Origin of the sequence: Myxococcus sp. MISCRS1 (genome assembly GCF_026626605.1) — a bacterium.
In the GTDB taxonomy this organism is placed as follows: Bacteria; Myxococcota; Myxococcia; order Myxococcales; family Myxococcaceae; genus Myxococcus; species Myxococcus fulvus.
On record NZ_JAPNKB010000001.1, the window covers coordinates 9,665,446 to 9,678,853 of the forward strand.

14 protein-coding genes are annotated in these 13,408 nt (G+C 71.7%); 9 read left to right on the forward strand and 5 right to left on the reverse strand.

Going from position 1 to position 13,408, the window contains the following annotated elements; all coding sequences use genetic code 11:
- The first annotated feature begins 22 nt into the window (after positions 1–22).
- From OWM54_RS38775 to OWM54_RS38795, 5 genes are all read left to right on the forward strand, one after another.
- Positions 23–1,336, forward strand: coding sequence for a GNAT family N-acetyltransferase (locus OWM54_RS38775; protein ID WP_141326021.1), 1,314 nt, complete (start codon positions 23–25; stop codon positions 1,334–1,336).
- Between the two features lie 167 nt (positions 1,337–1,503).
- A complete protein-coding gene (locus OWM54_RS38780) occupies positions 1,504–2,313 on the forward strand; it encodes an ActD protein (RefSeq protein WP_223785217.1) in 810 nt (269 codons plus the stop codon).
- Positions 2,313–4,559 carry a caspase family protein gene (locus OWM54_RS38785; protein WP_223747678.1) on the forward strand — a complete coding sequence of 749 codons (2,247 nt, stop codon included), beginning with the start codon at positions 2,313–2,315 and terminating at the stop codon, positions 4,557–4,559. The genes OWM54_RS38780 and OWM54_RS38785 overlap by 1 nt, the downstream gene beginning before the upstream one ends.
- Positions 4,560–4,743: 184 nt before the next feature.
- A complete protein-coding gene (locus OWM54_RS38790; RefSeq protein WP_141326023.1) occupies positions 4,744–5,310 on the forward strand; it encodes a tetratricopeptide repeat protein in 567 nt (188 codons plus the stop codon).
- A 168-nt stretch (positions 5,311–5,478) separates the two neighbouring features.
- Complete coding sequence (locus OWM54_RS38795; protein ID WP_141326024.1) at positions 5,479–6,588, forward strand: 3-deoxy-7-phosphoheptulonate synthase; 1,110 nt, start codon at positions 5,479–5,481, stop codon at positions 6,586–6,588.
- A gap of 27 nt (positions 6,589–6,615) precedes the next feature.
- Here the strand turns inward: OWM54_RS38795 and pheA are convergent, their stop codons facing one another.
- Genes pheA through OWM54_RS38810 form a run of 3 tightly spaced genes read right to left on the reverse strand, consistent with a single transcriptional unit; the run spans position 6,616 to position 9,036 of the window.
- Positions 6,616–7,446, reverse strand: a complete 831-nt coding sequence (gene pheA / locus OWM54_RS38800; protein ID WP_267700626.1) for a prephenate dehydratase — start codon at positions 7,444–7,446, stop codon at positions 6,616–6,618.
- Positions 7,439–8,578: a bifunctional chorismate mutase/prephenate dehydratase gene (locus tag OWM54_RS38805; RefSeq protein ID WP_267700627.1), complete on the reverse strand. Its 1,140-nt coding sequence runs from the start codon at positions 8,576–8,578 to the stop codon at positions 7,439–7,441. Before OWM54_RS38805 ends, pheA begins: the two co-directional genes overlap by 8 nt.
- Positions 8,575–9,036 (reverse strand): GNAT family N-acetyltransferase, encoded by a 462-nt coding sequence (locus OWM54_RS38810; RefSeq protein WP_267700628.1) that lies wholly within the window; start codon positions 9,034–9,036, stop codon positions 8,575–8,577. The genes OWM54_RS38805 and OWM54_RS38810 overlap by 4 nt, the downstream gene beginning before the upstream one ends.
- A gap of 72 nt (positions 9,037–9,108) precedes the next feature.
- Between OWM54_RS38810 and OWM54_RS38815 the strand changes: the two genes are divergently transcribed.
- From OWM54_RS38815 to OWM54_RS38830, 4 genes are all read left to right on the forward strand, one after another.
- On the forward strand, positions 9,109–9,663 hold the full coding sequence (locus tag OWM54_RS38815) for an RNA polymerase sigma factor (protein ID WP_223747683.1): 555 nt from the start codon (positions 9,109–9,111) through the stop codon (positions 9,661–9,663).
- Positions 9,660–10,259, forward strand: coding sequence for a hypothetical protein (locus OWM54_RS38820; RefSeq protein ID WP_223747684.1), 600 nt, complete (start codon positions 9,660–9,662; stop codon positions 10,257–10,259). The genes OWM54_RS38815 and OWM54_RS38820 overlap by 4 nt, the downstream gene beginning before the upstream one ends.
- Positions 10,256–10,852 (forward strand): periplasmic heavy metal sensor, encoded by a 597-nt coding sequence (locus OWM54_RS38825; protein WP_267700630.1) that lies wholly within the window; start codon positions 10,256–10,258, stop codon positions 10,850–10,852. The genes OWM54_RS38820 and OWM54_RS38825 overlap by 4 nt, the downstream gene beginning before the upstream one ends.
- 75 nt (positions 10,853–10,927) lie before the next feature.
- Complete coding sequence (locus OWM54_RS38830; protein WP_267700632.1) at positions 10,928–12,409, forward strand: amino acid permease; 1,482 nt, start codon at positions 10,928–10,930, stop codon at positions 12,407–12,409.
- Here the strand turns inward: OWM54_RS38830 and OWM54_RS38835 are convergent.
- Positions 12,372–12,800 carry an EVE domain-containing protein gene (locus OWM54_RS38835; protein ID WP_141326032.1) on the reverse strand — a complete coding sequence of 143 codons (429 nt, stop codon included), beginning with the start codon at positions 12,798–12,800 and terminating at the stop codon, positions 12,372–12,374. The genes OWM54_RS38830 and OWM54_RS38835 overlap by 38 nt on opposite strands.
- A 46-nt stretch (positions 12,801–12,846) precedes the next feature.
- Positions 12,847–13,401 (reverse strand): TetR/AcrR family transcriptional regulator, encoded by a 555-nt coding sequence (locus tag OWM54_RS38840; RefSeq protein WP_223747688.1) that lies wholly within the window; start codon positions 13,399–13,401, stop codon positions 12,847–12,849.
- Positions 13,402–13,408 lie beyond the last annotated feature (7 nt).

Consider the following 13,408-nt stretch of genomic DNA (forward strand, 5'->3'; position numbering starts at 1 on the left):
CGCTCCCGTTATCGCGGGGGGCATGACGCCACCTCTCGTCCTGCTGGGCTCTGGATACACGCTGACGCGGCTCGCGGTCAGTCAAGCCCGGGCGGGGCGCGAGGTGCTCGCGACCACCAGGGACACCGCCCGCCGCGAGGAGCTCCAGCGCGCGGGCGCCCGCGTCGCCTCGCTGGAGGACGCGCTCCTCCAGACGAAGGGCGCGCACGTGGTCGTCTCGATTCCGCCCGAGGCCGGGCTCGACGTGGCCCTGGCCCAGGCGCTCTCGGCCCAGCCCCCCGCGCGGCTGATGTACCTGTCCTCCACCGGCGTCTACGGCGGCGCGCGCGGCGTGGTGGACGAGGACACGCCGGTGGACGTCACCTGGCCCGCGTCGCTGCCGCGACTGGAGGCCGAGTCGCGCTACCTGCCGCTGGGCGCGATGGTGCTGCGCATCGCCGGCATCTATGGCCCGGGGCGCGGCGCGCACTCGCGGCTGCTCTCCGGCAACCTCCGGCTCCCGGACAAAGGCGGGCGCATCTCCCGCATCCACGTCGATGACCTGGGCGCGGCCATCCTCGCGGTGCTCGAGCGCGGCACGCCGGGCGCGCTCTACTGCGCGGCGGATGACCGGGCCGCGCCGCTGGAAGAGACCGTCACCTGGCTGGCGCACCGGCTGGGCATGACGCCGCCGCCCCGCGTGCCGCTGGAGACGCTGCACGAGTCGCTCCGGGGAGATCGGGCCATCTCCAACGCGCGGCTCAAGGAGCTGGGCTGGTCGCCGCGCTACCCGGACTTCGTCCAGGGCTTCACCGCGGTGCTCAAGGAGGAGGGGCGCTCGAGCGGAGAGGGGGACATCGCCCTGCGCCCCATCTTCCCCTCGGAGGTGGAGGCCTTCTTCGCCCTGCGGCTGCGCGCGCTCAAGGAGCACCCGGAGTCGTTCGGCACCTCGTTCGAGGAGGAGTCCCTGCGCTCGCTCGACGAGATGCGCCCGCGGCTGGAGTCGAGCGACTCGCAGCGGGTGCTCGGCGCCTATGATGGGACGAAGCTGGTGGGCATGGTGGGCGTGCGCCGGGAGCCTCGCCGCAAGAGCGCGCACAAGGCCGTGGTCTGGGGCATGTACGTCCCGGCGGAGGCGCAGTCGCGCGGGCTGGGCCGCCGGCTGCTCCAGGCCGCCATCGCCGAGGGACGGAAGCTGCCCGGCGTCGAGCAGCTCCTGCTCGCCGTCGTCGCCGGCAACACGTCCGCGCACGCGCTGTACCGCTCCGTCGGCTTCCAGACCTACGGCGTGGAGCCCCGGGCCTTGAAGATCGGCGGCGCCTACGTGGACGAGGAGCTGATGGTCCTCACCTATTAGCCCCCCGCCCGAGTCGAGGCCCACATCCGCGCACCTGCGCCACTCGACGTCGGGGCGTGTCCTCACGGGCAGGTGACAGTTCCAGGGCAGGGTGGTGTTCCAGTGGGCGGAGGGCGCGGCGGAGGCCTGGAGATGGGCTTGTGGACCGCGCTGGAGGCTTCGTGAGCATGGCCCTGTGCACCCCTGACTGGCTGCTGGAGCGGATTGCCCTGGGCGAGCTGTCCCCGGACGCGCTCGCCGACGCTCGCGTCCGGCTGGAGCGCGAGCCTCACGGGAGGGCCCGGCTGGCGCGGCTGGAGGCGGACTCGGCCCAGACGCTGGCCCGTCATCCCCCCGAGGACTTCGCCCGGGAGGTCGCCCGCCGCGCGCGCACCGCGGACGTCCAGCGCGAGAGCGCGGCGCGCGACCCGGGCTGGCATGGGCTGTCCATGGGGCTGCCCGTGGCGGCGTCCCTGGTGCTGCTCATGCTGTCGGCCCAGCCGGAGCGGCTGGCGGAGCCCCCGGCGCTGGTGCCCGCGCGGGTGGAGCTGATGGAGGAGACGGTCGGCATCAAGGGCGACGCGCGGCTCCTGGTGTACCGGCAGCACGACGGCTCCACGGAGCTGCTCGCGGACCGCACGCGCGCCCGGCGTGGCGACTTGCTCCAGCTGAGCTACCTCGCCGGCGGACGGCGCTACGGGACGGTGGTGTCCGTGGATGGCCGGGGGGCGGTGACGCTCCACCACCCCACCACGCTGGTGGGCAGCACCCGGCTGCAGAAGGGGGACGCGGTGTCGCTGGCGCACGCGTACGAGCTCGACGACGCGCCAGCCTTCGAGCGCTTCTTCTTCGTCACCTCGGATTCACCCATCGATGTGGGCCTCGTGCTGGAGTCCGCGCGGAAGCTCGCACGTCAGCCCACCGAGGCGAGCACCCGGCCGCTCCCGCTTCCGGGTACCCTGGCCCAGACATCCTTCACGTTGGAGAAGGTGCCGTGATGGCGCGGTCACTCCTGTTCCTGTCCCTGTTGCTTCCCACCCTGGCCACGGCGGCCCCAGCCGGTACCCCTGCGTCCAACCCCGTCGCCGTGCGCCGGTTCGCGCTGCTCGTGGGCGTCAACGACGGCGGCGCGGGCCGCGCGAAGCTGCGCTACGCCGTCACCGACGCGAACGCCTTCGGCCAGGTGCTGGAGGAGCTCGGCGGCGTGCAGCGGCAGGACCGGATGATGCTGCTCGAGGGCGACCGCAAGGCGCTGGAGAGCGCGCTGGCCCGCTTCAAGGCGATGGTCGCCGCGGGCAAGACGCCGGGCGGACGCACCGAGGCGCTCATCTACTACTCCGGCCACTCCGACGAGGAGGGGCTGCTCCTGCATCAGGACCGCTTCGGCTACCGCGAGCTGCGGCAGGCGCTGGAGCAGCTCCCCGCGGACGTGCGCATCGCCATCCTGGACTCGTGCGCCTCCGGCACGCTGGCGCGCTCGAAGGGCGGCGTGCGCCGCCCCGCGTTCCTGGTGGACACGTCCACCGCCGTGCGGGGCCACGCCATCCTCACCTCGTCGTCGGAGGACGAGGTGTCGCAGGAGTCGGACCGCATCGGCGGCTCGTTCTTCACGCACAACCTGGTGTCGGGCCTGCGCGGCGCGGCGGACGCCACGGGGGATGGCCGCGTCACGCTGCACGAGGCCTACCAGTTCGCCTTCCACGAGACGCTCGCGCGCACGGAGCGCACGCGCGCGGGCGCGCAGCACCCGGCCTATGACATCGAGCTGGCCGGCACGGGCGAGCTGGTGATGACGGACCTGCGCACCACCTCCGCGGTGCTCGTCATGGACGAGAACGTGGAGGGGCGCCTGTTCATCCGCGACGAGCCCGGGCGCCTCGTGGTGGAGCTCAACAAGCTGGCGGGCCGCTCCACCGAGCTGGGGCTGCAGCCGGGCCGCTACACGGTGACGCGGGAGTCGCGCGGCGCCAGCTCCCAGGCGGTGCTCACGGTGGGCGACGCGGGCCGCACCGTGCTGGCCCACACGGCGTTCGTGGCGATGCAGGGCGAGCTGACGGCGATGCGTGGCGGTGGCGCTCCGGTGGCCGGCGCGCAGGGGCCGATGGTCGAGCCCCTGGCTCCCGCGCGCGGCAACTTCCGCTTCGTCAACCTGGGCCTGGCCCCGAAGCTCCAGACGAACGACCTGTGGGGCGGCGGGCAGCAGATGGACAACGCGCTCTCCATCTCCCTGGGGCTGGCGACCATGGGGCGGCTGGATGGCTTCGCGATGGCGCTGGGGGCGAACTGGGGCTCGGGTGAGACGCACGGCGTGCAGACGGCCCTTGGCGGCAACGTGGCGCGCGACATCATGGAGGGCGCGCAGCTCGCCGTGGGGGGCAACTGGGTCAGCGGCAGGGCGGAGGGCCTGCAGGCCGCGGTGGGCCTCAACATGGCGAGCCAGGGCGGCTTCCTCGGTCAGCTCGCGGTGGGCGCCAACGTGTCGCGCGCGTCCATGAGGGGCGTGCAGATGGCGGTGGGCAGCAGCTGGGTGAACGGCGACATGGACGGCTACCAGGCCGCGGTGGGCATGAGCTGGGTGGCCGGGACGATGCGCGGCGTGCAGATGGCGGTGGGCGTCAGCCGCGTGAACACCCTCCATGGCGCGCAGCTGTCGCTCATCAACGTGGGCGGAGACGTGACGGGCGCGCAGGTGGGCCTGATCAACGTCGCCGGGAAGATGAACGGCCTGCAGCTGGGCATCGTCAACGTGGCCAACAACCTGGAGTCCGGCGTGCCGGTGGGCCTGCTCAACATCGTGCGCAACGGCCAGTTCCACGTGGAGGCCTACGGCAACGACTTCAACTACGCCAACGTCGCGCTCAAGGTGGGCAGCCGCTACCTCTACACGACGCTGGTGGTGGGCATGGGCGCGGTGCCGGACCACCGGGGCCCCAGCCACTGGACGACGGGCGTGGGCCTGGGCGGCCACGTGCCGCTGACCGAGCGGCTCTACTTCGACGTGGACGTGGTGTCGAACACCATCCACGAGTGGGGCGGGGCGCTCGCGGACAACCGGATGCTGCACCAGGGGCGGTTGATGGTGGGCTACGCGTTCGCGCCGCGCTTCGCCATCTTCGCGGGTCCCACCTTCAACATCCTGCACGCCACGGACGGCGAGCCGGTGACGGCGCTCAGCCGGTTCTCCAAGTCGTCGGACCGCGACGTCCTGATGTGGGCTGGTGTCCAGGCGGGTCTGCGCCTCTGAACGGAGCGTCAAGGGAGCCACTCATGGGGTTCGAGCCCCGGGGTGGCCCCGAGCGGAGCGGATGGCTCCCATCAGTCGGACGAAGCCGGGACGACCTGGAACGGCTTTCCACTGGGTGCTCCACGGTGCGAGGCTGGATGAACGGCCAACGGCATGGCCGGGCAACCCTTGCCCTGGGGGCACGATGTCCAAGTTGCTGTTCGCGGCGTTCAACGAGGGCTCCAGCCTCTCGATGTCAGGCCAACACGAGGCCGCGATCTCCGCCTTCGACAAGGTCCTCGCCGTGGACCCGAAGCACTTCCCGGCCCTGACGGCGCGGGGGTCGTCCCTGGCTCGGCTCGGCCGCGCGGAAGAGGCCCTGCGCTGCTTCGAGCGCGCCATCGAGGTGGACCCGTCCGCCGCGGACCCGCATCGCGAGGCCGCCCTGTGTCAGCTCGAGCTCGGGGAGCCCGAGGCCGCCGCCCAGCTGATGGGCCGCGCCACCCAGCTCAACCCGGAGCCCGGCTACCGCGAGGCCGCCGCCATCGAGGTCTACGAGCGCGGCAACGCGCTGCTCACCCGAGGCTCCCGGCGTCCCGACAAGGCGCGCTATCGGCTGGCCCGGTACACCTTCGAGCTCGCCCTGGAGCTGTCTCCCGCGTACGTCGAGGCCGCCAAGGCCTTGTCCGACGTCTGGGAGAACCTGGGCGACACGACCCAGCGGGACCACTACGCGCAGCTGGCCCTGCGGCTGCGGCCCGCGGGCCATTGAAGCAGGCAGCGGGGCAGGGGGCCGCGTGCCCCGAGGCGTCCGCTCGCTCGGGACGGGCCGCGTGCCCGCGCGTGGACGCATCCGCGCGTCCCCGATGTTACAAGTCGCGCGACCCGGTCCGCGCCCACTCAAAGACCTACAAGACAGAGCTGTCTGGAGATTCCGAAGATGATCGTCATGCTCGAGCCGGACTCACCCGAGTCCGTGGTGTCCGCCGTCCTCCAAGCCGCCGCCCAGTACAAGGGGGTGACGCCGCGTCCTCACGTCATCGAGGGCGCGGAGTTCACGGTGACGGAGGTGTACCTGCTGGGCTCCACGGCCCAGGTGCCGACGGAGGTCTTCGAGCAGATTCCGGGCGTGCGGCAGGTGGTGCGGGTGTCGCAGAAGTACCGGGTCATCGGCCGGCACAAGGGCCAGCGCACGACGACGGGCTTCGAGTACAACGGCGTGACGTTCGATGAGCGCTCGGTGCAGTTGTTCGCGGGCCTGTGCGCGGTGGACACGAAGGAGAACGTGGAGACGATGATGGCGGCGCTCGCGCGCCACGACATCCGCACCACGCGCATGGGGGCGTACAAGCCTCGCACCAACCCGTACGAGTTCCAGGGCCTGGGCGCGGCGTGCCTGCCGTGGGTGTTCGAGTCCGCGGGGAAGCACGGCATCAAGGTCGTGGCGATGGAGGTGACGCATCCTCGCCACATCGACGAGATTCGCGACGCGCTGGAGCGCTCGGGCAACGCCACGGGGGTCATGCTCCAGGTGGGCACGCGCAACGCGCAGAACTTCGAGCTGCTCAAGTCCATCGGTCAGCAGCGCGTGTTCCCGGTGCTCTTCAAGCGCGGCATGGGAATCACCCTGGAGGAGTCCCTCAACGCCTGCGAGTACATCGCGAGCGAGGGCAACCCGAAGATCGTCTTCTGCCTGCGTGGCGTGAAGACGCACCTGGGTGACCCGCACCGCAACATGGTGGACTTCGCGCACGTGCCCGTGGTGCGGCGGCTCACGCGCATGCCCGTGTGCGTGGACCCGTCGCACGCCATCGGCCGCGCGGACCTGCCGCCGGACGGCTTGCCGGACATCTTCCACGCGATTGGCCAGGGGCTCATCGCGGGCGCGTCCATGGTGCTGGTGGACTTCCACCCGCAGCCCGAGGCCGCGCTGTGCGACGGCCCGCAGGCGCTGCGCATGGAGCAGCTCGGCGCGCTCCAGCGCTACACGCAGATCATCCGCGAGGCGTACCAGTCCGCCGTGAAGAACGGCGACGGCCTGACGGCCTGATGACGCCCGCGCGGCGTGGCGCTCGCCTCAGGCCACGCCGTAGCTGCCGAGCACGCGCAGGGTGATGCACGCCGCCTGTGCCGCCTGCACCGCCTCGCGCACGCGCGCCTCCTCCAGCGCCCCCTCGACATCCAGGCACCAGACGTACTCCCACGCCCGGCGCTGAGGCCGCGACTCCAGTCGGGACACGTCCAGCCCTCGCGCGGAGAACGCCCCCAGCACGCGGTACAGCGCCCCAGGCTCATTGGGCACCGTCAGGGCGAGCGCCGTCTTGCGCCGCTTCCACGTGTGCTCGGGCTGCTGCCCCAGCGTGACGAAGCGCGTGTGGTTGTCCGACGAGTCCTCCACGCCGTCCTCGAGCACCACCAGCCCGTACAGCTCCGCCGCCAGGCTGCTGGCGATGGCCGCGGTGCGCGGGAGCGCCTCGCGAGAAACCCTTCGCGCCGCGATGGCGGTGTTCGTCTCGGGCACGGGCCTGAGGCCGCGCCGCCGCAGATAGCCCGCGCACTGCGCCAGCGCCTGCGGATGCGACAGCACCTGCTCCACGTCCTCCAGCGCGAGTCCCGGGGGCGCGACGAGGCAGTGGTGGATGCGCAGCGACAGCTCACCTGAGATGGGCAGGTCATGCTCCAGCAGCAGGTCCACGCTCTCCGCCACCGGCCCGCCCAGCGAGCTCTCCACCGGAATCACGCCGCTGTCCACGAGGCCCTCGGCCACCGCCTCGAACACGGCGCGGAAGGTGGGGCAGGGGACCGCCTCGACGTCCGGCCCATACAACACGCGCAGGGCCTCTTCCCCATACGCGCCCGGCTCTCCCTGGAACGCGACGCGAATCTCCGAGGGCGACAACTCATCCATGGCTTCCCTCGGCCCGCGCATACGTGCCCAGCACGCGCAGGAAGGACGTCAGCGGCCGGATGTCCTCCAGCGCGGCCGTCAGCGGCGCGGAGGCCGCATGTCCCTCCACGTCGACATAGAACCGGTACTGCCACGGCCGCCCCGGGATGGGCCGCGACTCCAGCTTGCTCAGGTTCACACCCCGCAGCGTCAACCGCTGGAGCATCTCTCCCAGCGTGCCCGGCTTGTGCTCCAGCACCATCAGCAGCGACGTCTTGCACGGCACGCCCGGCGCCAGCGGCGTGGGCTCGCGGCCCACCTCCACGAAGCGCGTGTAGTCGAACTCCGGCTGGAGCTCGCGCGCCAGGACCTCCAGGCCGAAGCGCTGCGCGGCCGTCTCGCTGGCGATGGCGGCCACCGTGGCGTCGTTGCGCTCACGCACCTTCTGCGCCGCGCCACCCGTGTCCGAGTCCGGCACCGCCCGCACCCACGGCAGCTTCTCGCGCAGGTACGTCTCACACTGCGCCAGCGCCTGCGGATGCGAGATGACCTCGCGCAGCCCCTCCAGCTTCGCGCCCGGCAGCCCGAGCAGCCGGTGGTCCACCTGGCTCACCAGCTCCGCGGTGATGACCACGCCGCCCTCGGCGAGCAGGTCGTACGTCTCGTTCATGCTGCCGGCGGTGGTGTTCTCGATGGGCAGCAGCGCCAGGTCCTGCTCGCCGCGCCGCACCGCCTCCACCACCTCGCGCGCATCGTCGAACCCGGTCAGCAGCACGCCGCCCGCGCGGCCCGTGTAGAGCCTGCGCGCGGCCAGGTGGCTGTAGGAGCCCTCGACGCCCGGATAGCCCACGCGCAGCGGCGTCGTGTCCAGCCGCGTGACGAGCGCCTGCTGCCGCGCCACCGACATGTCGATGACCAGCCGCCAGATGCGCTCCGTCTCGTGCGGGTCCAACCCGTGCTCGGACGCGCGCGTGCGGATGCGGCGCAGCAGCAGGTCCTCGCGACGCTGGTCCCGGAACGGCGCCGCGGTGGCCAGCTTGGAGCGCGCCACGTCGTCCGCCAGGTCCATGCGGCGGCGGAGCGCGTCGAGAATCTCCTCGTCCAGGTTCTCGATGGCGGTGCGCAGCGCGTCCAGGTCCGGCGAGGTGCTCATCGCCCCGGCTCCCTCAGCTCGCGGGACATCAGGTGGTGGGGCCCGATGCCGGGCAGCTCGAACGGCTCTCCGTGCTGGATGAACCCGAGCGAGCGATAGAAGCCCGAGGCGGTCGACCGCGCGTTGCACCACACCTGCGTGCCCTTCTGCGTCACGGCGTGCTCCATGCACGCCTTCAACAGGGCCGCGCCCAGCCCCTGTCCCTGGCGTCCGTGCTCCACGGCCATGCCCCGCAGGCGCCACGCGGTGATGGCCTTCAGGGCGTAAGGTGGCGGCTCCCGATAGATGGAGGCCACCCCGAGCAGGCGGCCTTCCGAGTACAGGCCCAGGTGCACGGTGTCCGGGTCGTCATCTCCAGGATAGACGACGGCCTCGGGAGGCTGGTGGGGGCGAAGCACGGCGCGGCGCAGGCCACGGGTCTCCGCGGCGGGAATCCGTCGGATTTCGGAGGGGCTCACGCTTTCGAGTATGCCGTTTTCCGACCTCGTGCGTCCTCATTCCGTGGAAGCCGTCGAGGAGGTCTTTCCGCCGTGAAGGGTACCGCCATCCTGGAGGAGCCTGGAACTCCAGCGCGCGCCACCGCCGCGCCCGGGTTCGAGTCGCTCCTGGAGGCGGAGCAGGCCGGGCTGCTCCGCCTGGCCCGGCGGCTGGTGTGGGACGCGGAGGAGGCGAGGGACGTGGTGCAGGCAACCCTGGCTGATGCCTACGAGAAGCGCCACGGTTTGAAGGACTTGCAAGCGGGGCCCGCATGGCTGCGGCGCATCCTGGTGTCCCGCGCGATGAGCCACCTGCGCAGGCGGCGCGTGTGGAACGTGCTGCGTGATGCGTTGGATGGGGGCACGCCCCTGGAGCTGTCGCCGGAGGAGCGCTTCGTCGGCGCCGAGCGCTGGCGGGCCCTGGGCCGCGCGGTGCGGGCGCTCCCGTCGCAGCAGGCCACGGCCTTCAGCCTTCGCTACCTGGAGGGACTCGAGTTGGACGCTGTCGCGGAGGCCATGGGCATCGAGCGGGGCACCGTTCGCATCCACCTGTATCGCGCGCTCAAGAAGCTCAAGGCCGAGCGGGCCCTCGAAGGAGAAACGCCATGAGATGCCACGACGTGGCCCCCATCCTCCTGGAGTCCTCGCCCCCGTGGCCTCCCGAGGCGCGCGCCCACCTGGAGGGCTGTGAGGAATGCCGGACGCTCGCGGCCGTGCATGCCTCGGCGTCGCGGCTGCGCCTGCCCGTGACGCCGCCCCTGACGCCGGTGACTCGCGAGGCCGTGCTGGGCGAGGTGCGCCGCCGCAGGGTGCGCCGCCGTGTCGTCGCGGGAGTGGTGGCGTCGTGCTGTGTCCTCACCCTGACGTGGCTGACGCGGTCCGAGTCGCCGGCGCCCCGCGTGTCGGAAGACACCTACGTCCAGGTCGACGACACCGCGCCCCGGTCCGAGCTGGAGCTGCGCCGCGCGGACACGGAGGCCGAGCCGGAGCCGGAGGCCCTGGCGCAATGGGGCCGCACCTCGCTGTCCGACCTCTTCACCGAGGTCCGTGGCTACACGCGGCGCGACGCCGTGTACCGCGATGACCTCTACCGACCTTTCGGGGCGATGGCCGCGTGGCTGCGCCCCCCGGATTCCCGCGCGCTGGAAGCACCGCCGTTCCGAACGGCGATTCAACCCATCAGTTACCAGGAGTCGATGCCATGAAGCTTCGCACGTCCATGTTGTTGGCCGCGGCGGCGTTGAGCCCGCTGCTCGCATCCTCGCCCGCACAGGCCCAGTCCGAGCCCGAGAACATCGTCGTCCACCGCGCCGGCCCGGGAACGCTGCACGTCATGGGGCCCGCGGACAGCACGCTCCCGCTGGGCCCGCTGCCTCCCGCCGCGCACGGCATCCCGCCGCAGGTGGTGGAGAAGCTGGGCATCCCCCGGGACGTGGCGAAGCAGATTCAAGACCTGACGTTCGACGCGAACGAGGCCGTCATCCCGCTGGAGGCGGACCTCAAGCGCGCGCAGCTCCAGCTCGAGCGCCAGCTGCGCGCGGACTCCACCGATGAGAACGCGGTGCTCAAGCAGGTGGAGGAGGTGGGCCGCGCGGAGACGGCGGTGCGCAAGAACCGCCTGTCGTTGATGGTCCGCATCAAGCGACTGTTGGGTCCCGAGCTGTGGCGCAAGGTGGAGGCGGAGATGGGCACGATGCGCATCCAGAAGCGCATCGAGCTCCGCAAGGGCTTCCCGGGCGAGGACGGCCCCAGCCCCAGCGGCCCCTTCCCTGGCGGCTCCTTCCCGCGCAAGCCGTAGCGTTCCGGACAGACGCGGGCTCTTTCGGTGGACCCCTCCAGGGAAGGACGAGGGGGCCCGCGTATCCTGGGAGGCATGGCCCACCTTCCGGATTCGGAGCGTCAGCTCAAGGAGGATGCCGCCCAGCTCCAGCGGCTGGGGTACGCGCAGGAGCTGTTGCGCGGCATGGGGGGCTTCTCCAACTTCGCCGTCTCCTTCTCCATCATCTCCATCCTCACCGGCGCCGTGACGCTGTATGGCCATGGGCTGCGCTTCGGCGGGCCGATGGTGATGGGCGTGGGCTGGCCGCTGGTGGCGGTGATGACGCTCACGGTGGCGGCGAGCCTGGCGCAGCTCGCGTCGTCGTTCCCCACCGCGGGCGCGCTGTACCACTGGGCCGCCATGCTCGGCGGTCCCCGCGTGGGCTTCTTCACCGCGTGGCTGAACACCCTGGGCCAGTTCGCGATTACGGCGGGCATCGACTACGGGCTCGCGGAGTTCCTCGCGGACATGCTCGGCTGGCCCCGCGAGCGCATGTCCGTGCTGCCGCTGTACGCGGGCATCCTGCTGTCCCACGCGGTGCTCAACCACGTGGGCGTGCGCGTCGTCGCGTGGCTCAACGACTTCTCCGCCTGGTACCACGTGGGTGGGGTGGTGGTGCTCATCGGCGCGCTCGCGCTGTTCGCGCCCAAGCAGGACGCGGCCTTCCTGATGACGCGCTTCAGCTCGGAGACGCCGCTGTATGCCTATGGCTTCCTCATCGGCCTGCTCCAGGCGCAGTGGACCTTCACCGGCTATGACGCCAGCGCGCATGTCTCCGAGGAGACGAAGGACCCCACGCGCAATGCCCCCTGGGGCATCTTCCTGTCCGTGGCCGTCAGCGCCGTCGCGGGATACCTCCTGCTGGGCGCGGTGACGCTGGCCATCCAGGACCTGCCCACCACGGCCGCCGCCGCCAACCCGTTCCTCCATGTGCTCACGCAGGGCCTGGGCCCCGCGCTGGGCGGCGCGCTGGTGTGGGTGGCCATCGGCGCCATGTGGTTCTGTGGACTGTCCTCGGTGACGTCCAACTCGCGCATGCTGTTCGCCTTCGCGCGCGACAACGGCCTGCCCGCGTCGAAGTGGCTCGCGAGCGTGTCGCCGCGCTTTCGCAGTCCCGCCGTGGCCGTCTGGGTGTCGGTGGCGGGCAGCGGCCTGGTCGCGCTGTGGAGCGAGGCGTACGCGGCCATGGTGGCGCTGAGCACGCTGGCGCTCTACGCGTCCTATGCCTTGCCCGTCTGGGTGGGCCTGCGCGCGCGCCGCTCCGGGACGTGGTCGCACCGAGGGCCGTGGGACCTGGGGCGCGCGTCGTCGTGGGTCAACGTCGTCGCGCTGGTGTGGTGCGGGGTGGTGATGGTGCTGTTCGTGCTGCCGCCCAACCAGCTCGCCGGCTACACGTTCGCCGGCGCGCTGGGGCTGTTGGGCCTGTACTGGGCGCTGGTGCAGCGGCACAGCTTCACGGGGCCGAAGGTGACGCTGCTGCGGCCCCCGGAGGCCGCGGCTACTTCGGCAGCGCCGTCTTCCCCATCTTCAGGATGAGCTTGAAGTGCTCGGCGGTGACGGGGGCCACGCTGAGCCGGCTGCGGGTGATGAGCGGGAAGTCCTTCAGCGCGGCGGTGGCCTTGACGGTGGCCAGCTCCACGGGCGCCTTGACGGGGACGACGGCGGCCACCTTCACGGAGGCCCAGTCCTCACCCGGGGCGGTGGAGTCCTCCGTCGCCAGCGTGAGCACCCGGGCCACGCCCACCACGGCCTTGCCCTCGTTGGAGTGGTAGTAGAGGCACAGGTCCCCGGGCTTCATCGCCCGCAGGTTGTTGCGGGCCTCGAAGCTGCGGATGCCCGTCCACTCCGTCTGCTTGTCCTTCTCGAGCTGCGCGTACGGGTACACCGACGGCTCGCTCTTGATGAGCCAGTACTGGGTCTTCGACATGGCGGCGCACCATAGAGCAAGGCCGCGTCGCCGCGCGCGGTGTTCCTCAGTGCAGCAGGTCCGACGCCTGCCTCCCGGGCCCCGAGGACGTCAGGCACTGGGCCGCCCACGTCAGCCGCTCCACCTCCCGCAGGCTCGCGAGCATGGCGGCCGCCACGTTCCGCGGACTCTGGAAGTGGAAGTCCCCCCGGCGCGTGCCCTCGGTGAAGACGGACTCCAGGAGGGCGAGCTCCCGCGCGTGCAGGTCCACGACGTACAGGTCGATGAGCGGGAGGATGTCGAGCAGGGCATCGAAGGAGACGTTCAGCTCCCGGAGGATGCGCTCGGTCTGCTCCTGGCGGACCTCCACGAAGGTGCGCACCTGCTGCTCGGGGGAGGGCGCGCGGGCGACGGCGCGCTCCAGCGCCTCCATCGCCGGCACGCCGTGCTGCCGCACCACCTCGATGAACAGCGCCTCCTTGGTGGAGAAGTGGCGGAAGACCTGGCCGTGCTCCAGCCCCGCGCGCCGCGCGATGTCCTCGAGCGACACCCGGGTGAAGCCGAGCTGGGCGAAGTGCTGTGTGGCGGCGGTGAGGATGGCGGTGCGCTGCTGCGTGCTCAAGACGGAC